Here is a 16229-nt window from a genome sequence, read left to right on the forward strand (position 1 = left end):
CGAACGGTCGAAGCGGGCAGGGAGAGGGAGCACGTGATGAGAATCGGTGTGCTGGGAACGGGCAACATGGCGGACGCGCTCGCCACCCACTGGGCGCGGTCCGGACACGAGGTGACCATCGGCGGCCGCGACGCGCACAGGGCGGAGTCCCTCGCGCGGAGCATCGGGGGCGCCACCAGGTCCGCCGGCCTTCGGGAGGCGGCCGGGTCCGGCGAAGTCGTCCTGGCCGCGCTGCCCTTCGAGGCCGGGGCACTCGTCGTACGGGAGTTGGCGCCCGTACTGGACGGCAGGACGCTGCTCGACTGCTCCAACCCGGTCGGTCCGGGCTTCCGGCTGCTGACCCAAGGAGGCCCGTCGGCCGCGCGGTTGCTGGCCGAGGCGGCACCGGGAGCGCATGTGGTCAAGGCGTTCAACCTCTGCCACGAGGACGTCTGGCGGATGCGGCCGCCCGTCTTCGACGGCCGGCCGCTGGCGGTCCCGGTCTGCGGGGACGACGAGCGGTCCCTCGCCCGCGTACACGAGTTGGTACGGAACGTGGGCTGTGAACCGGTGGCCGGCGGCGGTCTCGACCGGGCGGACCTGCTGGAGGCGACCGCGGCGCTGTTCATCGCCCTGTGGGTGGGGGAGGGAGCGGACGCCCAGGCGATCGCCCCTCCGCTGGCCTGTGCCGCCGGTCCGGGCAGCGAAGCGTGACGGAGATTACGCCCCGTCAGCTTGCCGGGTGGCCCGGTGTGATGCCGTGGCCGTCGGCCAGGGTGAAGGGGCGAAGCCCCTTGTCCTCGGGGTGGCGCACCGCCTCCGGGGCGAGCAGGAAGCCGACGTGGTCGCCCCCGTCGAGATGGCTCTCGACGCGGCCGACGAACCAGGCGGGCGCCTCGTCGAGCACCGGCGCCCCGCCGTGCCCGGCGTGCCAGCCCGTGCGGGCGAACTTGTCGGTGCGGTCCCCGGTCTCGCCGCCGAACAGCTGGGCCAGATGCTCCTGGTCACGGGCGAGCACATGGACCGCGAGCCACTCGGCACGAAGGGCGACCCGGTACGTACGGTTCGCCTTCGACAGCCACATCATGAACCGGACGGGGGCGATCGAGCACTGCGAACCGAAGCCGACCAGACACCCGGACCGTTCCCCGTCGGCCTCGGCGGCCACCACGTACAGCGGATAGTCGAGCACATCGGTGAACGGATCCAGGTCGGTCACGGTTCTCGGTCCTTACACGTGGAGTTCGGGAGGGAAGCCGGTCCAGCGGAGCTCGGCGGGGAGATGGCCGGTGTCGTTGTAGAGGAGGAGGGACGGGCGGCGGCCGGGTATGTAGCGGATGACGGTCAGCGCGGCGTTCGCGTGGTTGAGCCCCAGCCAGCGTGCCTTCGGGGCGTCGAGCGCGTCCCGTACGAGCCAGCCGACGAGGAAGTTGTGGGTGACGACGAGTTCGTGGCGCGGCTCGTCCCCCTCCACCGTTCCCGTGAACCGGTCCAGGGCCTCCTGCGCCAGCCCCGGCCCCTGTTCGCGTTCCTCCGCGGGGAACTGCGCCAGGTGCGCGAGCATCGCGTCGGCGGACTCCGGCGGCAGCTCCTCGTGCTTCGGCACATAGGGAATGTAGTCACCGGCCGGTTCGGACCGCAGCAGCGGAACGCCGTCGAGCTGTTCCCCGACCAGCCGCGCCGTCTGCTCGGCACGTGCGAGCGGCCCGTGGTGAACGGCCGTGAGGGGGACGCCTCGGAGCCGCTCGCCGAGCAGCACGGCCTGCCGGCGACCGTTCTCCGTCAGGGCGGTCTCGTCCGAGTCGGCCTCACCATGGCGCGTCACGTACAGGTAGCGGGCAGCTGCTGCCGTCATGGATGGATCCTCCGTCAGTGGTCATGATCTTCCGACGTGTGGACGGACGCGGCCCGGAGCCCGGTGGTTTTGCACACCGGACCGCTCAGGACAGCAGGTCGGTGTGCGTTCCGATGCCGCGCCGTCCGGCCTGCCGGTACGCGAGCCAGGCCAGGGCGAGGTCCTGCCGGGGCAGCCCGACGGGGGCGTACACGGTCCGCTCCGCGCGGTCGGTACGGCCGGGCGGGCCCGCGCGGAGGATCTCGCCGAGGGTGGCCCGGGCCGCTGCCGCGAGCCCTCCCGTGGATCCTGCCAGTTCACGGTCGTCGACGACGACGGCCGAGGAGGCGAGCAGGTCGGCGGACAGCTCCTGCTTCCCGGGTTCGCCGGCTCCCCGCGAGGTCAGATGCTGCCCGGGGCGCGTGTCGGCGAGGTGCGGCAACGGGGTACGCGACCAGGTGGCCGGCAGGACGACCTCCGAGGCCGACGCGACCTCGGCGGGGGAGCCGAGGACCCGCCCGCCGTGCCGGGCGGCGAACGCGTCGGCACGGCCCGGATCGGTGTCGTGCACCACCACCTCGTGGATGCCGCGCAGTTCTCGCAGCCCACGGACCATGAGCTCCGCCTGGGCACCCGCTCCGATCACCCCGAGCGCCGTGCCCGCTCCGGGGCCGGGGTTCGTCAGGACGTGCGTACCCAGGGCCGCCGCGAGCCCCGTACGCCACGCCGTGATGGTGGCGGAGTCCAGCAGCGCCAGCAGCTCCCCGTCGTGGCCGCTGTGCAGACAGATCACGCCGCGCAGGGCCGGCCGGGCGCCGGGGAACTTCGCGTTCACCTTCACCGTGTACGCGTCGATCCCGGGCGGCACCCCGGGGATCAGGGCCGTGGCGGTGCCGGGAAACGGCAGGTCCGTCCGTACCCGCTCTCCCGCCCCCGACCAGGGGTCGGTGGAGCGGAACCCCTCGTCGAGGGCGGCGACACAGGCTGCCGGCTCCAGCACGGATTCCGGGTCGCCGCGGGTCAGGATGCGCGTCATACCCGGCGTGATCTCAACCGCGCTGGGAGGATGGCCGCTGTGGAGGACGAAGTGCCCCTGAGCGGCGGTCGCATCACCCAGGGCGTGGTCCGGGTCGGCGACACGGTGCGGCGCCCCGCCGGCCCCGCGTCGCCCTTCGTCGCGTGCCTGCTCGCCCATCTGACAGCGCGGGGCTTCACCGGCGCACCGCGCCACCTCGGGCGTGACGCCGCGGGCCGTGACTCCTTCACCTACCTGCACGGCTGGGTGTCGGCCGGATTCCGGACCTGGACGGACGCCCAGGTCCGGGCGGCGGGAACCCTGCTGCGCGGGCTGCACGACGCCACCCGTGACAGCCCGCTCACCGGCTCGCATCCCGTTGTCTGCCACCACGACCCCGGCCCGAACAACACCGTCTTCCGTGACGGCCTCCCGGTCGCGTTCATCGACTTCGACACAGCGGCGCCGGGTGACCCGCTGGACGACCTCGGATACCTGGCGTGGACGTGGTGCGTCGCCTCCAAGTCCGGTGCGCCGCCCGTCACCGAACAGGCCGCCCAGGTGCGGCTCCTGGCCGACGCGTACGGCCTCGACGGACTGTCCCGTGCCCGCCTCCCCGACGCGATGCTCGATCGCCAGTCCCGCAACGCGGAGTGGTGGCGCGGACAGCTGGGCTCCGGCGCACCTCGCCTCGGGACCGAGGCGCAGATCGCGGAACGCATCGCGTGGTCCCGGCGCGAGCACGCGTTCACGGCCGCCCACCGCTCGGTGTTCGGCGCGGCGCTGGGCTGATCCCGCCGTGCCGTGGCGGCTGGCCGCCCTCCCCGGGCAGGACCGGGCGGTTGTGCCCGCCGGTCACCTCACCGGCAGCCTCGACGGAGGCGGGTGCGGAGCCCGGAAGGTGAAGGCGTCCGGCCCCTCGCCGGCCGAGCGGATCAGGGCGATGCGGTCCATCGCCTCTTCGACGCTCGGGCGGTGTCCGGCGGGGACCCACCACAGCGCGTGGTGGAAGTCGGCCAGCCGCTCGAACCACTCCCGGCGGCGCGCCAGCACCTTGAGGTGCCCGCTGCGGTAGGTGAAGTCGCGCAGCGCGTCGACCGATTCCCAGACCGAGCAGTTGATCAGGAGCATCGCGTCGTCGTTCTCGGGACGCAGGCCGGTCGAGTCGGCTCCGCCGTCGTCGACCATGCGCCAGACGAATCCGGGGGCCGCGTCTGCGACGGCGTTGATCTCCGGGAGCTGGGCGACGAAGTCGGCCAGCTGTGGACTGTCGAGCGGGGCGAGAATCCGCCCGACGTTGACCTGGGCAAGGTGGAAGTCGTTCACGCGGTCCAGCATGCCCGGGTGAACCTTCTAAAGTCAACGAATGCTTTTTTAGATTTCCTCCGTGAGACGCAGGGCGACGCAGCAGCCCTGGGGGAGCGGATCCATGGCCGCACTCCAGCTCTGACCATCCGTCAATCCGGTGAGCAGTCCCTCGATCCCGGCCAGATTCATGCCGCACACCAGGGCGGGGAACTGGTCGGCCAACGCGTGGAAGGGACAGTTGTTGAGCCGCAGCGTGTCGCCGTCCCAGAACGGCTCGTAACCGCGTGAGCGCAGGACCTCGACCGGGTCGGTCCCGCCGTCCGAGGCGCTGCCCTCCGCCTCGCCGGCCTTCTTCGCCGCTGCCTGCAACTCCCCGTCGAGCCCGGCCCGCTCGACCACCTCGGCCAGCAGCCGGCTCGCCGTGTCGTACGAGCGGGGCGGCACGGAGACCGCGTGCTCGCCCTCCGCCCGCCGGTACATCTTCGCGGGCCGCCCGGCCCCGGGGCCGCTGCGCCCCGAGAGCCGCTTGAAACACACTTCCAGCAGCCCGGCGTCGACCAGCTTGTCCAGATGGAAGGCGGCCAGCGAACGGGACACCCCGACCGCCTCGGCCGCCGCGTCCCGCCCCACCTCGCCGGGGGTCGCGGTGACATGCCGGTACAGTCCGCGCCGCACGGGGTCACCCAGTACGACCAACGCCTCAAGGGCGGCATCCTCGCTGCTCACGGCACGATTCTATGACCAATGACGATTGACGAAGCGAACGGCGGTCCACGAGGCCTCAGGCCGCCCCTCCTCGGCGTTCACTCGAGGAGGCACGGCAACTGCTCGAACTCGGCGAGGTGGCTGGTGGCTGCGATCGACGGTCGGCCGCCCGGGCGGCCGGTACGCGGGGAGGATCCGCACGTCATACGCGACCACCTCGCCGATCCGGCGGCCGGGACGCCACTGCCCCGTACGGTGGAGCGCCGGGACGGTCTCGACGGGCGGGGTTCCTACGCCACGCGTCCGAGCCGGACGAACATGATGAACGCCTGGACGGCGATGGCGAGAAGGACGGCGGGGAGGACCGCCCAGGGCACCACCCCGCCGATCGCCAGGAGTGTGAGGACGACGAGTGCCGCCACGAGCGTGGGCAGGGCGGCGGAGACGGAGATGCCGATGCGAAGGCGACGGGTCACGAACCCTCCTCGGGGATCGGTCGAGCGGGGCGGGGGCTGAACGGGGCACGTGGCTGCCGGGCCAGGGCGGTCATGCGGCGGAGCGTGCGCGGTCGAGGTAGGCGGTGAGGTCGTGCCAGGCGTCGGCCGGGGCCTCGGGGTCACCGGACATCGCGGCCGGATCGTCGCGCCAGGCGGACCGCACCGCAGCCGAGAGCCCGCGGTCGCCCCCGGTGAACAGCGAGCTGAGCTCGTCCATGCGTTCCACCACCTTCCTCACCTCGGGCGCCGTCGGTTCCACCCCGGAGCTGCGCAGTGCCTCGGCCCTGCGGTACAGCTCCGGCCACTCGACGTCCAGCAGGTAATGCGCGGCAGGGCCCAGCGCCGCCGCACGGTCGTGCAGAGTCCGCACCTGGTCGTCGTCGAGGTGGCGCAGCAGCGCCTGCCGGCTCTCCGGCCCCGCGCTGCCCATGGTCTGGAGCACCCCGAACAATGTGGAGACATCCGGTGCCCGGTCGGAGACCAGTTCGCCGTGGATGTGGGCCAGCCGCTCCCGCAGGGCTTCCAGAGACGCGATCGAGGCCTCGACACCGGCCAGGTGATCGCCCATCAGCCTCACCGGGTCGACGCCCACGTCCAGGCATGTGGCGATGCTCTCCAGCCCCAGCCCGAGACGACGCAGCGCGAGTACCTGATACAGGCGGATCACGTCCTGCTCGCCGTACTCGCGATGCCCGGCGTCCGTGCGCCTGGACGGACTCAGAAGGCCGATCTTGTCCCAGTGATGCAAGGTGCGGACGGTCAGCCCACTCGTCTGAGCGAGCGTTCCGACCTTCCATGTCCGGTCGATGCTCATGCACCCACCATGCTCCCTGACGTCGCGTGAGGTGCAAGTCCGCCGGTCCCGTCCTGCCCTAGCTCTGGAAGAACGCGTCGATGTCCTCGTCGGTGATCTCGCCGAACACCGCGTCGCCCCCGGCCGCGGCGGCCTTCCTCGCCAGCTCCTCGTAGGTGCGGTTCAGCTCCTGGGCCGCCTTCCTGGACCGGAGCCGGACCAGCCCGAGGGAGGAGCGGTCGTCGAAGACGACGGCCAGCAGAAAGCGCTCGGCCGCGATCTGTACGTGGGCGTGGTCGGGCTGCCCCTGCCGGGGAAGCACCGCGAGGCTTCCCCCGTCACGCAGCTCCCTCGTCGCCGCACCGGCCGCAGCGGGGCCCTCCCCGACCAGTGCGGGAAGCCAGCCCGCGTCGATCTGATCGACCTCGCCCGCGCAGGCCAGCAGCTGCCCGTTCCTGTCGGTCAGGAGAACGGTCTTGGCGTTGGCGTCCTTCTCCAGGCGAACGACGGTCCCCACCAGCTCCTTGATCTCATCGCTGAAGACGTCGTCGTGCATCGTGGTCATGGCGCATCTTTCTGAGAGCGGCGAGCGGACGGGCCGGGGCAACGCCGGCACGCACACCTTATGACCGCACATCACTCCACGTGTTCGATCTGTCACCTAAAGTGTGACCCTTCTTCACGCTCCGAGGGGATTCCCGAACGGGGATTGACGCTCGCCGAGCGGGAGTTCCGCGCCTCAGGCGCGACTGCGGGGCCACTCGCCGCGTCACCGGCTTGACAGGTGACGCGGGGCGGGGCAAGCTCGAATCACCCAAGCGGTACGGCACATCCGCATCGAGCGAGCGGAGATCCACGATGAAGACCGAAGGCATGACGGACGGTGCCGCAGTGGCACGACACGCCCGCTTCGGGCAGTTGCCCGAGCGCGTCAGGTCCGAGGACATGGTCGAGGTGAAAGTCGCCGCTCCGGCCGACGGGGCAAGCGATCGCTACAACCCCGAGGGCGCGTGGAACCACTACTCCTGTCTCGCCCTCGACCTCTGAAGACCCGACTCCCACGAGCCGCACAGGGCCTCGGCCCGGCTCACACGGGGTTGCGCCGCAGGAAGGCGAGGAGAGCGGCGGTGAGTTCTGCGGGTGCGTCTTCCTGGACGAGATGGCCCGCATCCGCGAGGGGTTCGAAGCGCGCCCCCGGGATGCGGGCGGCGAGCTCGCGTCCCTTCGCCACGGGAATCCAGGTGTCGTCCTCGCCCCAGCACACCAGTGTCGGGATGTCGATCTCGCCGTACCGGTCCTGCACCTCGTCGGTGTGGAGCTGGTCGGCCTGGGCGATCTGCCGGTAGAACGCCGCCTGGCCGAGGTCGTCGAGCCAGGGCCGGACGAGCCGGTCGAGGACGGCCGGGTGCAGCCCGGGGCTGCTGGCCGAACTCACGTACTCGCGCACCAGCGCCCGGTGCAGCGGGGGCGGCAGCTGCTCGAAGACCGCAAAGTGCGCGCCGACGAGACGGAAGAACGGCGACCCCCCAGGGCGCCAGGGCGACCGGGTCGACCAGAGCGAGAGCGCGGTAGCGGGCGCCGTGCAGCAGATGCGCCCGCAAGGAGACGGCCCCGCCGAAGTCGTGGGCGACCACAAGAGGTTCCTCCAGGCCCCAGTGGGCCAGGAGCGCGGTGAAGACCCTGCCCTGGGCGGCCAGCGAGACATCCTGGCCGGCGGACTTCTCCGATGCTCCGTAACCGGGCATGTCCCACACGAACACCTCGTGGTGGCGGGCGAGCGAGCGGGCGATGCCGCGCCAGACATACGAGGAGAAGGGGTGCCGTGGAGGAGGACGACCGGATCCCGGCCGCGTTCTCCGAGCCTTTCCCAGCGGACCTCGCCGGACGTGCTCCGGAATGTCTTGGTCAGCTGCCATTCAGTCACGGGTGCTGTTCCTCTCGGTGATGCCTGCGGGCACGCCTCACGTCACACGGGCGGCATCAGGTCGCTCTCGCTGACGGTGTACGTCAGCTGGGGGTAGACGAAGTCCGTTTCATGGTTCTCACGGCGCCGCATTCGGTAGAACTCGCGGCTCTGGTGGTCGTCGGCCGATACGAGGCGCGCCCCCTGCGGGAGGTACGCGTCTCCATCGCGAAACCGTACAAAGGTTTTTGACGTTCGAAACGTTATACCCAGCCATTGGTTGTCCGCCGTCAGGGCGGGCGCCTCCAGGACGATTCTGTGCTTGAATCTCCGATTCGAGGCAACGGAGAACGCGACGATTCCGTGGTGAGCGAGAGGGATCTCGAACCTCTCGCCGACAGGATCTTTCGATTCGAAGATCAGCTTCCTCGGCGGGTTCACCTCGGGATGCTCGTAGCAGGAGAAGACGGCGATGAACGAGTCGTCGGCGAGATCGAGCGCCTGGTCGGAATGGCTGCCCATGGTCCTGTAGGCGTTCGTGTAGCTCTCGATGAGGGCATTGTTGAATCCGACCGAGAGCTCGGCACGCTCCTGAACCTGTCGCGCCAGCCGTTCGTGCACCGCCCGGAAACGCTGCGCCGGGTTGCCGTATCGGGTAGTGGTGCGTACGAGAGGCACACCGCCCGCCTCGTCGATCCTGGTCAGGACGGCGCCGCGCCGGCCCTTTCCCGCGTCTTCCAGATGAGCCGACGCTGACAGCTCCGCGAAGAGGTTGTCCCCGCCCGGCAGAGCACACGAGATGATCCGTTCCGAGAACCTAGGCTCGGGGTGCACCATAGTCTCCCGTATTCATGCTGAAGAGAATGTCGTCGCCGTAGTCGATGAACGACGAGGTCCTGTTCTCCTCGGCGTAGAGCCGGCGCAGCTCGTCCATGCCGGCCGGTGTGGGTGGCCCCAGCTTCACCAGGTCTCCGGCCATTTTGAGGAACGTGTGGCCGTGCTTGTGAACGGCCTCGGCGCTGGAACAGCGCACCACGTACCCCAGGCGGGTCGGGAGCATGGAGGCATCCAACGTCGAGGGCCGGATTTCGTGCGTGTACAGGCGGTTGGTCGACAGCGGCATGAAGAACACGGAGCCGGGATAGAGCGTCACCGTGAACTGCGCCGGGAGCGAGACCCCGTCGCGTTCTGCGGTCGGCTCCTTGAGGCGGAAATGGAGCCTGGTCAGCCCACTGGCACGCTTCACGCCGTAGTCGAAGGGGTCTTCGGCCAGGGGCCGCAGCTTGTCGAGCCCGTCATAGAAGGTGCAGAAGGCCATGATGCCGTTGGCGGGCATGTCCTTGGTCTTGTCCGCATGGGCCGAGATCCTGGCCTTGGACTGCTTGCGCTCGGGTGTGGCTCGGGTGTTGTGGTAGATCTGCGCGAGGACGTGATTCAGCGGCGCGTGGTTCCGGAAGACGGACGCGGCCTCGCGGTTGAGATCCTCGACGATGCGCGTGTCGGTCTGACGAAAGCCCTCGGTCGGACCCGAAAGATTCGTCGAGCAGCGCAGCAGGCGGAAATGCAGCTCGTCACCGTTCTGTGTGACCGGCGTCAGATAGATCCCGCTGCGGTGGGCTGTTCCCGGCTTGGTGGATTCCGTGAGGGACTGGAATGTGTGCTCCGCGCTGATCCGTCCGAAGTGGTCGTCACGGAGGTCGAAGAAGCGTCGGTAGTACACGCCCGCACCGTGTACGTGGACGGGAACGCGGCCGAGGCCGATGACGGGCCACGCTCCGTCGGCATCCTCGCGGTATCCGTGTGACAGCTCCCGTACCACGAATATGCGCTCGGCCGAACGCAGTTGGTGGCCGCTGATCGCGGATATGTCGCCACACAGATAGACCGTCTTCCGCGTGAGGTCGGCCGAACCAGAGGCAAGGTCCTCCGGCGTGACGGTGGCCCCGAAGAAGTCCCTGGCCAAATCGGCCATTTCACCGTCCAGCAACGCGGAAGGCACAACCAAAGCGGTGCCCGCATCCTCGATACGCGCTTCTGCCGGCTCTGTCGTGTACATCAAACCGCACCTGCCATTCGCAGATCTTGACGGATTTCCCAACCGTGAACATGGCAACGGCCCGCGCTCTTTCATGTGCGCGTGAAGCGCAGAGGAAAGGAGACGGACCGTTGAGCCTTGATGCTCTCATGGGGCTCGACAGCGGGCAACGGCGTTCTGCCGTAGGGGCGGTACGGGTCAGAGACGGTCCGCATCGACGACGGCCCGGGCGAACGCTGTGGGCGCCTCCTGCGGCAGGTTGTGGCCGACGCCCGCCAGCGTCCGATGCGCGTACGGGCCCGTGAAACGGTCACGGTACGAGGTGCCCTCGCCCGGCGCCGTGAACGGGTCGCGCTCCGCGTCGAGGGCGACGGTCGGCACGCTGATCGTCGGCCTCGCGAACAGCAGCTTCTCGTAACGGTCGTAGCGGTGCTCACCCTCGGCGAGACCGAGCCGCCAGCGGTAGTTGTGGATGACGATCGCGGGATAGTCGGGATTCTCGAAGGCGGCGGCGGTGCGGGCGAACGTGGCGTCGTCGAAGTCCCAGGTGGGGGAGACGGTGTCCCAGACGAGCCTGCACAGGTCCGGCCGGTGGTCCTTGTCCTCCATGGCCAGGCGCCCGCGCTCGGTGGCGAAGTAGTACTGGTACCACCAGGTGTGCTCGGCCGCCGGCTCCAGAGGCGTCTGCTGAGCCTCCACATCGGTGATGAGGTAGCCGCTCACCGAGACCAGCGCCTTGACGCGCTCGGGCCACAGCGCCGCGATGATGTCGGCCGTACGCGATCCCCAGTCGAAACCGGCCAGCACCGCCTTCTCGATCTTGAGTGCGTCCATCAGCGCGATGATGTCGAGGGCGACCGCCGACTGCTGGGCGTTGCGGAACGTCCTGGGCGAGAGGAAGTGCGTCGTACCGTGACCGCGCAGGAAGGGGACGATCACGCGGTAGCCCCGCGCCGCGAGCAGGGGAGCCACGTCGACGTAGCTGTGGATGTCATACGGCCAGCCGTGGAGACAGATCACCACGGGGCCGTGGGCGGGACCGGCCTCGGCGTAGCCGACGTTCAGCAGTCCGGCCCTGACCTGCTTCACCCTGCTGAAGGATGTGTGCGTGCCGGCTGCCGGGTCGGCGGAGGCGGACGCCGAACCGGCCCCGGCCTTCCGGGTGGCAGCCGCGGCGTTCTGCGGACCGGTGAGCGAGACTGCGGCGGCCGCACTCGTGCCCAGGCCGACGGCCGTGCCGAAGGTACGCCTGTCGATCATTGAAGTCCTCCGTGGTGCGGGTCGTATGCCGTGATGACGCTGACGCCCGGGGGCTGTGCGCCGAGTCGTGGAGTCTGCGGAGTGCGGGGGCCGGGGAGTGCGTCCGGGCCAGGGTCAGACCATGGGGCTGACAGGCCGTTCGTCGCCGACCAGTGCCCGCCCGTACATCTCCCGGGCGAGACCGGGGTTCAGCGTGGGGTGCCGGGCCGCCGTCTCGATGTCGCGCCAGTAGCGCTGGATGACCCGGGTCCGGGCGAAGCTGCCCGCGCCGCTCACCGTGAGCAGCAGCTGTACCGCCTGCCGCAGACAGGTGGAGGCGTGGCCCACGTCCATGCGCACCCGGGCCCGGTCGAGAAGGGTCGGGGCGTCGTCCGTCGGCGCCGCTGCCGTGTCGACCGCTTCGGCGGACCGCATGAGGTGGAGGTGGGCCGAGTCGATCAGTGTGGCCGCGTCGGCAAGTGCGGCCTGGACGCTGGGGGAGTCGGCCAGGCGCCCGTGGAGGGACATGGCCATGGGCTTCCCGCTGTCGACGGTCTCCATCGTCAGCCGGAAGATCGCGCGTGCGGCCCCGAGTGCGGGGGCCAGGGACGTCAGGGTGAGCGATCCCGGCGGGACGCGGTACAGCGGTTCGCCGGTCCGGGGCCGCTCGCCATCACGTCGGAGAAGCCCCGGATCCTGTCGTACGGGACGAACACTCGGTCGGCGACGAGTGTGTCGCTTCCGGTGCCGCGCATGCCGGCCATGTCCCAGGTGGCCGAGGTGGTCAGGCCCCCGACGGGGACGAGCGCGACACCCGGGCCGCCGGGCCCGCTGTCGCCGTGCCGGGTCCGAGGCACCCCGAGCACACCCCACTCCGCGTGATGGCAGCCGGATGCCCATGGCCACCGGCCCGAGACCAGAAGCCCGCCCTCGACAGGCTCGGCCGTGGCCCCCGCACCGCTGAACACACCGCACATGGGAACGTCCGGGCTCTCGCCCCAGAGGTCGGAACGGGCCTTGTCGCCGAAGGACGCGGCGATCTGCTGGGCGCCGTACGAGAGCATGACGATCCACGCGCTGGAGGGGCAGGCCAGGGCGATCTCGGCCAGTACGTCGACGCAGCCGGTGACGGGGAGTTCGTGTCCGCCGAGACTCTTGGGCACACCGAGGCGGAACATGCCCGCCTCGCGCAGGGCCTGCGCGGTCGCGTGGGTGAGCCGGCTCTCCCGCTCGGCGGTGTCCGCGTCCCGCAGCAGCACGGGCGAGACGGCGCGGGCCGCCTCGACGAGCGCGAGGGCCGGGTCCACGGGCGGAGTGCCCACCCGGGGGGTCGGCTGCTCTGTGCCAGGGGTTAACTGATCGTCCATGGGCGGGCTCCAGCCTTCGGTCAGCGATCCGAACGTCACACACATACATGCACACCTGGGTGACCGTCATGCGCGGCGCGCGGCGCCGAAAGGCATGCGGCCCAGCCGGCGCCGAGTAGCTGCTCGGGGTTCATGGGACGGCTCAACGAGCGTTACTGGTTGAGGTGGTGACGCAATCATGGCAGCTTTTGCCGTCACCGGTCAAGACGGTGACGAGTCTGTTTCCGGGAGCGCTGCGCGCCGTCGCCCCGCCGCAGAGGCGTGCGGCGGCGCGATGTATGGGGGGATCCGGGGAGGCCGGCCGTCATGCGAGAGTGGCAGCCCTGCTGAACATGGGGCATTGCCTCCGATCTCTGGGGAGTCCGGTCGTGTGCAAGCCACTGCCGTTCGCTGCGTGCCGCGAGATCGGGGAACCGGCTGTGGAGCACGCTCTGGGGGAGGGGGCCACGCTCTGTGGCATTCGCGAGAACCGTGTGACGGTGTACCGGCACCTGTTCCCCGCGAGTGGCACGGGAAGATGTCCGACGTGCGTGACGAGAGCGGGGGCGGCCGGCGACACTGCCGCGCCGTGAGTCAGGGGCCGGATCCCGCTTCAGGCGCACGCACTCAGAACTTCGGCACCTCCGGCTGTCGAGGACGCGGCACCGGCTCCGTCCCAGGGGTACAAGGAGCAGGAAGACAGACCTGCTCGACGAAGGAAGAAGGAGCACCCCGTGGCGATTCGGCGGATGGACAACGTGGCCATCGTTGTGGACGACCTGGAGGCTTCCGTCGCCTTCTTCGCCGAGCTCGGCATGGAGCTGGAAGGTGAAGCGCAGATTGCGGGGGCCTGCCCGGATCGGATGCTCGGCCTCGACGGGGTTCGCAGCGCCATCGCGATGATGCGCACCCCGGACGGCGACGGAAAGCTGGAGCTCACGAAGTTCCACGCCCCCGAGGCGGTCACTGCCGGACCGCTCAACCCGCCGCCCCACACGCTGGGCCTGCACCGCGTCATGTTCGCCGTCGACGACATCGATGACACGATCGCCCGTCTGCGCGGCCACGGCGCCGAACTCCTCGGCGAGGTGGCGCAGTACGAGAACGCCTACCGGCTCTGCAATCTTCGCGGCCCGTCGGGCATCATCGTCGCCCTGGCCGAACAGATCGGATAGGTCCCGGCACTTCGCCGGCCTCGGGCAGTGCGGACGCGGGGCGGCCGCCGAGCCGCGGTCGAGCGGGGTTCCGTCAGTGCGCGGCCGTGGCGGCGGGCGCGCTCTTCTTGCGGGCGCGGTAGGCGGCGGCCTTGATCTTGTTCCCGCACGAGTCCATGCCGCACCACTGTCGGCGCATCCCGCGGGAGCGGTCGATGTAGACGCGGGTGCACTCCGGGTTGCCGCACTCCTTCATCAGCGGCACGTCCGGCCCGCTGAGCAGTTCGACCGCCAGTCGGGCGACCGTCGACAGCGCCTGCTCCGGTGTGGCCGCGGTCGCCCGCCCGGACTGGGTGAGCTGGGGGGTGGCGGAGGGCCTGCGCGCGGCCTGGTTCAGCATGCCGAGGGCGGCCTCGTCGAACGGGGCTCCGAGGCGGCGGTCCGTGACCAGCCGGTAGACGGCCTCCCGCACGGCTCTCGCCTGCTCCACGTCGCTCTCGTCACCGGGGGTGACCGTGTCGACGACGCCGGACTCCAGGTACCACGCATCCAGTCGGTCCGGGGTCACGAACATCTCGAACCGCGCCGAACGGCGCGCGCGAAGGGTCGCGGCGAAGTCGAGGGCCGGGTTTCCGCAGACGAAGACATGGTTGAGGTTCACATCACCATTTTGACAGGTGACTGCCATGCGCGGCAAGGACTGGGGCGCGGGGCCCGCTGTCACCCACCCTGCCTCCTTGACAGTGAGTGAGGGGCCGTGACAGCATCGTCACCACCTTAACCGGTGACGCATGAAAGGGATCTCATGACCCAGACCGTGGAGTACGACTACGTCGTGGTGGGCGCCGGTACGGCAGGGAGCGTGCTGGCGGCGCGGCTGTCCGAGAACAGCCGGGTGAGCGTCCTGCTGATCGAGGCGGGCGGCGACGACGACCCCGGCGGCGCGTTATCACTCCCGCCCGCCTGGCCCACCCTTCTGGGTACCGGGCGCAACTGGGGAGAGCGCACCACCGAGCAGGCGTTCACGGGCACGTCGATTCCCTTGGCCCGAGGGCGCGGGCTCGGCGGTTCGTCGGCCATCAACGCCATGGTGTTCACCCGTGGACACCGCTCCGCCTACGACGCCTGGGCCGACGCCGGGGCGAAGGGGTGGGGCTTCGACGAACTGCTCCCGTATCTCAAGCGGAGCGAGAGCGCCCATGGCCGTGACGCCGGGGCGCGGGGGCAGGACGGGCCCCTGAGAACGGCTCCGGCACACCGTCCCAGCCCCGTCCTCACGGACTGTCTGGAGGCGGCGGCCGAGGCCGGCTTCCCCCGGGCCCGGGACATCAGCTCGGGACTGGACGAGGGGTTCGGCCTGCCGGACCTGAGCATCGTCGGAGGGCGCAGGCAGAGCGCCGCCGACGCGTACCTCCGCCCGGCGGCCGGACGGGGCAACCTGACCGTGGTGACGGACGCGCCGGTGCACCGAGTCCGGATCACCGCAGACCGGTGCACGGGCGTGCTCTACCGCGACGCCCAGGGGGACGAGGTCGCCGTCGGAGCGGCCCGGGAGGTGATCCTCGCGGCCGGCGCGATCGGCACCCCGCACCTGCTGATGCTGTCCGGCATCGGCCCCGAGGCACATCTGCGGGCGACCGGGATCGACGTGGTGCACCCGCTTCCCGGCGTCGGCGCCAACCTCCAGGACCACGTCATGGCGAGCGTGGTGTACTCCGCCGCCCGCCCCGTGCCCGCAGGTCGCAACAACCACGGCGAGGCACTCGGGCTGCTGCGCAGCTCGGACCGGGTCGACGCCCCCGATCTGCAGATCATCTTCGTCGACGTCCCGCAGTACGCGGGCGCGTTCACCGGCCCGGGGGAGGGATACACCCTCAACGTCTCGCTGATGCGCCCGCACAGCCACGGCACGGTCCGCCTGGCCTCGGCCGACCCCACCGACTCCCCGCTCATCGACCCGCGCTACTACGCCGATGCCCGGGACCTCGCGGCGATGGTGGCAGGGGTCCGGGCGGCCAGGACCATCGGGAGCGCGTCGGCCCTGGACACCTGGCGCGGCGCCGAGGTGGTCCCCGGCCCGGAGGTGAACGACGACGCGGAGATCGGCGCGTACCTGAGAGCGGCGGCGGCCTCGTACTTCCATCCGGTGGGGACGTGCCGGATCGGCACGGACGAAGGCGCCGTGGTCGACGAGCAGTTGAAGCTCCGAGGTCTGCGGGGCCTGCGCATCGCCGACGCCTCCGTCATGCCGTCGATCGTCTCCGGCAACACGAACGCGACCGTCTACGGCATCGCGGAGCGCGCCGCCGCGCTCGTCGCCGCGTCGACGGATTTCTGATCCGCCCGGACACCGGAGAGGCACCCGCCCCCGGCCCGGACACCTTCCCGTACACCTCCTTGCAGACGACCCTGAACAGGAAG

At 70.5% G+C, this 16229-nt stretch carries 19 protein-coding genes and 1 pseudogene; 5 read left to right on the top strand and 15 right to left on the bottom strand.

Features of this window, described 5'->3' with window-relative positions:
• Positions 1-36: 36 nt before the first annotated feature.
• The gene (locus tag RLT58_RS34220) at positions 37-693 is read left to right on the top strand and encodes an NADPH-dependent F420 reductase (RefSeq protein WP_311314247.1); all 657 of its coding nucleotides are present in this window, start codon (positions 37-39) and stop codon (positions 691-693) included.
• A gap of 16 nt (positions 694-709) precedes the next feature.
• Here RLT58_RS34220 and RLT58_RS34225 read toward each other — a convergent pair whose 3' ends face one another.
• From RLT58_RS34225 to RLT58_RS34235, 3 genes are all read right to left on the bottom strand, one after another.
• Positions 710-1198, bottom strand: a complete 489-nt coding sequence (locus RLT58_RS34225; protein WP_311314248.1) for a flavin reductase family protein — start codon at positions 1196-1198, stop codon at positions 710-712.
• A gap of 12 nt (positions 1199-1210) precedes the next feature.
• Positions 1211-1834: a histidine phosphatase family protein gene (locus RLT58_RS34230; protein ID WP_311314249.1), complete on the bottom strand. Its 624-nt coding sequence runs from the start codon at positions 1832-1834 to the stop codon at positions 1211-1213.
• Between the two features lie 85 nt (positions 1835-1919).
• Positions 1920-2849, bottom strand: a complete 930-nt coding sequence (locus RLT58_RS34235) for an ornithine cyclodeaminase family protein (protein WP_311314250.1) — start codon at positions 2847-2849, stop codon at positions 1920-1922.
• Between the two features lie 39 nt (positions 2850-2888).
• Here RLT58_RS34235 and RLT58_RS34240 point away from each other — a divergent pair, with 39 nt between their 5' ends.
• Positions 2889-3620, top strand: coding sequence for a phosphotransferase family protein (locus tag RLT58_RS34240; RefSeq protein WP_399131754.1), 732 nt, complete (start codon positions 2889-2891; stop codon positions 3618-3620).
• Between the two features lie 63 nt (positions 3621-3683).
• Here the strand turns inward: RLT58_RS34240 and RLT58_RS34245 are convergent, their stop codons facing one another.
• The 5 genes from RLT58_RS34245 to RLT58_RS34265 all read right to left on the bottom strand — a co-directional run bounded on the left by RLT58_RS34245 (position 3684) and on the right by RLT58_RS34265 (position 6696).
• On the bottom strand, positions 3684-4154 hold the full coding sequence (locus tag RLT58_RS34245) for a DUF3291 domain-containing protein (protein WP_311314738.1): 471 nt from the start codon (positions 4152-4154) through the stop codon (positions 3684-3686).
• A 48-nt stretch (positions 4155-4202) separates the two neighbouring features.
• Positions 4203-4862, bottom strand: coding sequence for a helix-turn-helix transcriptional regulator (locus RLT58_RS34250; RefSeq protein ID WP_311314252.1), 660 nt, complete (start codon positions 4860-4862; stop codon positions 4203-4205).
• A gap of 269 nt (positions 4863-5131) precedes the next feature.
• Positions 5132-5317 carry a hypothetical protein gene (locus RLT58_RS34255; protein WP_311314253.1) on the bottom strand — a complete coding sequence of 62 codons (186 nt, stop codon included), beginning with the start codon at positions 5315-5317 and terminating at the stop codon, positions 5132-5134.
• A gap of 70 nt (positions 5318-5387) precedes the next feature.
• The gene (locus RLT58_RS34260; protein ID WP_311314254.1) at positions 5388-6152 is read right to left on the bottom strand and encodes a MerR family transcriptional regulator; all 765 of its coding nucleotides are present in this window, start codon (positions 6150-6152) and stop codon (positions 5388-5390) included.
• A gap of 58 nt (positions 6153-6210) precedes the next feature.
• Complete coding sequence (locus RLT58_RS34265) at positions 6211-6696, bottom strand: roadblock/LC7 domain-containing protein (RefSeq protein ID WP_311314255.1); 486 nt, start codon at positions 6694-6696, stop codon at positions 6211-6213.
• A 293-nt stretch (positions 6697-6989) separates the two neighbouring features.
• Between RLT58_RS34265 and RLT58_RS34270 the strand changes: the two genes are divergently transcribed.
• Positions 6990-7178: a hypothetical protein gene (locus RLT58_RS34270; protein ID WP_311314256.1), complete on the top strand. Its 189-nt coding sequence runs from the start codon at positions 6990-6992 to the stop codon at positions 7176-7178.
• 40 nt (positions 7179-7218) lie between these two features.
• On the opposite strand, the pseudogene RLT58_RS34275 reads toward RLT58_RS34270, so the two are convergent.
• From RLT58_RS34275 to RLT58_RS34300, 6 genes and pseudogenes are all read right to left on the bottom strand, one after another.
• Positions 7219-8055, bottom strand: a pseudogene (locus tag RLT58_RS34275) (alpha/beta fold hydrolase).
• Positions 8056-8097: 42 nt separating this feature from the next.
• On the bottom strand, positions 8098-8871 hold the full coding sequence (locus RLT58_RS34280; protein ID WP_311314257.1) for a hypothetical protein: 774 nt from the start codon (positions 8869-8871) through the stop codon (positions 8098-8100).
• Entirely contained in the window at positions 8852-10090 is a 1239-nt protein-coding gene (locus RLT58_RS34285; protein WP_311314258.1) for a hypothetical protein, read from the bottom strand. The genes RLT58_RS34280 and RLT58_RS34285 overlap by 20 nt, the downstream gene beginning before the upstream one ends.
• Positions 10091-10267: 177 nt before the next feature.
• The gene (locus RLT58_RS34290; RefSeq protein ID WP_311314259.1) at positions 10268-11329 is read right to left on the bottom strand and encodes an alpha/beta fold hydrolase; all 1062 of its coding nucleotides are present in this window, start codon (positions 11327-11329) and stop codon (positions 10268-10270) included.
• A gap of 114 nt (positions 11330-11443) precedes the next feature.
• On the bottom strand, positions 11444-11869 hold the full coding sequence (locus RLT58_RS34295) for an acyl-CoA dehydrogenase family protein (protein ID WP_311314260.1): 426 nt from the start codon (positions 11867-11869) through the stop codon (positions 11444-11446).
• Between the two features lie 50 nt (positions 11870-11919).
• Positions 11920-12675, bottom strand: a complete 756-nt coding sequence (locus RLT58_RS34300; RefSeq protein WP_311314261.1) for an acyl-CoA dehydrogenase family protein — start codon at positions 12673-12675, stop codon at positions 11920-11922.
• Between the two features lie 713 nt (positions 12676-13388).
• Here RLT58_RS34300 and RLT58_RS34305 point away from each other — a divergent pair.
• Positions 13389-13829: a VOC family protein gene (locus RLT58_RS34305; protein WP_311314262.1), complete on the top strand. Its 441-nt coding sequence runs from the start codon at positions 13389-13391 to the stop codon at positions 13827-13829.
• A 73-nt stretch (positions 13830-13902) separates the two neighbouring features.
• Here RLT58_RS34305 and RLT58_RS34310 read toward each other — a convergent pair whose 3' ends face one another.
• Complete coding sequence (locus tag RLT58_RS34310; protein ID WP_311314263.1) at positions 13903-14469, bottom strand: CGNR zinc finger domain-containing protein; 567 nt, start codon at positions 14467-14469, stop codon at positions 13903-13905.
• A gap of 144 nt (positions 14470-14613) precedes the next feature.
• Here RLT58_RS34310 and RLT58_RS34315 point away from each other — a divergent pair, with 144 nt between their 5' ends.
• Positions 14614-16146: a GMC family oxidoreductase gene (locus RLT58_RS34315; RefSeq protein WP_311314264.1), complete on the top strand. Its 1533-nt coding sequence runs from the start codon at positions 14614-14616 to the stop codon at positions 16144-16146.
• Positions 16147-16229 lie beyond the last annotated feature (83 nt).

The organism is Streptomyces sp. ITFR-16 (genome assembly GCF_031844705.1).
In the GTDB taxonomy this organism is placed as follows: domain Bacteria; phylum Actinomycetota; class Actinomycetes; order Streptomycetales; family Streptomycetaceae; genus Streptomyces.

What these genes read in the sequence shown, in the direction of transcription:
- RLT58_RS34220 (WP_311314247.1), top strand. Translation starts at nt 37, where the DNA reads ATGAGAATCGGTGTGCTGGGAACGGGCAACATGGCGGACGCGCTCGCC.
- RLT58_RS34230 (WP_311314249.1), bottom strand. Translation starts at nt 1,834, where the DNA reads ATGACGGCAGCAGCTGCCCGCTACCTGTACGTGACGCGCCATGGTGAG.
- RLT58_RS34235 (WP_311314250.1), bottom strand. Translation starts at nt 2,849, where the DNA reads ATGACGCGCATCCTGACCCGCGGCGACCCGGAATCCGTGCTGGAGCCG.
- RLT58_RS34260 (WP_311314254.1), bottom strand. Translation starts at nt 6,152, where the DNA reads ATGAGCATCGACCGGACATGGAAGGTCGGAACGCTCGCTCAGACGAGT.
- RLT58_RS34265 (WP_311314255.1), bottom strand. Translation starts at nt 6,696, where the DNA reads ATGACCACGATGCACGACGACGTCTTCAGCGATGAGATCAAGGAGCTG.
- RLT58_RS34270 (WP_311314256.1), top strand. Translation starts at nt 6,990, where the DNA reads ATGAAGACCGAAGGCATGACGGACGGTGCCGCAGTGGCACGACACGCC.
- RLT58_RS34280 (WP_311314257.1), bottom strand. Translation starts at nt 8,871, where the DNA reads ATGGTGCACCCCGAGCCTAGGTTCTCGGAACGGATCATCTCGTGTGCT.
- RLT58_RS34285 (WP_311314258.1), bottom strand. Translation starts at nt 10,090, where the DNA reads ATGTACACGACAGAGCCGGCAGAAGCGCGTATCGAGGATGCGGGCACC.
- RLT58_RS34290 (WP_311314259.1), bottom strand. Translation starts at nt 11,329, where the DNA reads ATGATCGACAGGCGTACCTTCGGCACGGCCGTCGGCCTGGGCACGAGT.
- RLT58_RS34295 (WP_311314260.1), bottom strand. Translation starts at nt 11,869, where the DNA reads ATGGAGACCGTCGACAGCGGGAAGCCCATGGCCATGTCCCTCCACGGG.
- RLT58_RS34300 (WP_311314261.1), bottom strand. Translation starts at nt 12,675, where the DNA reads ATGGACGATCAGTTAACCCCTGGCACAGAGCAGCCGACCCCCCGGGTG.
- RLT58_RS34315 (WP_311314264.1), top strand. Translation starts at nt 14,614, where the DNA reads ATGACCCAGACCGTGGAGTACGACTACGTCGTGGTGGGCGCCGGTACG.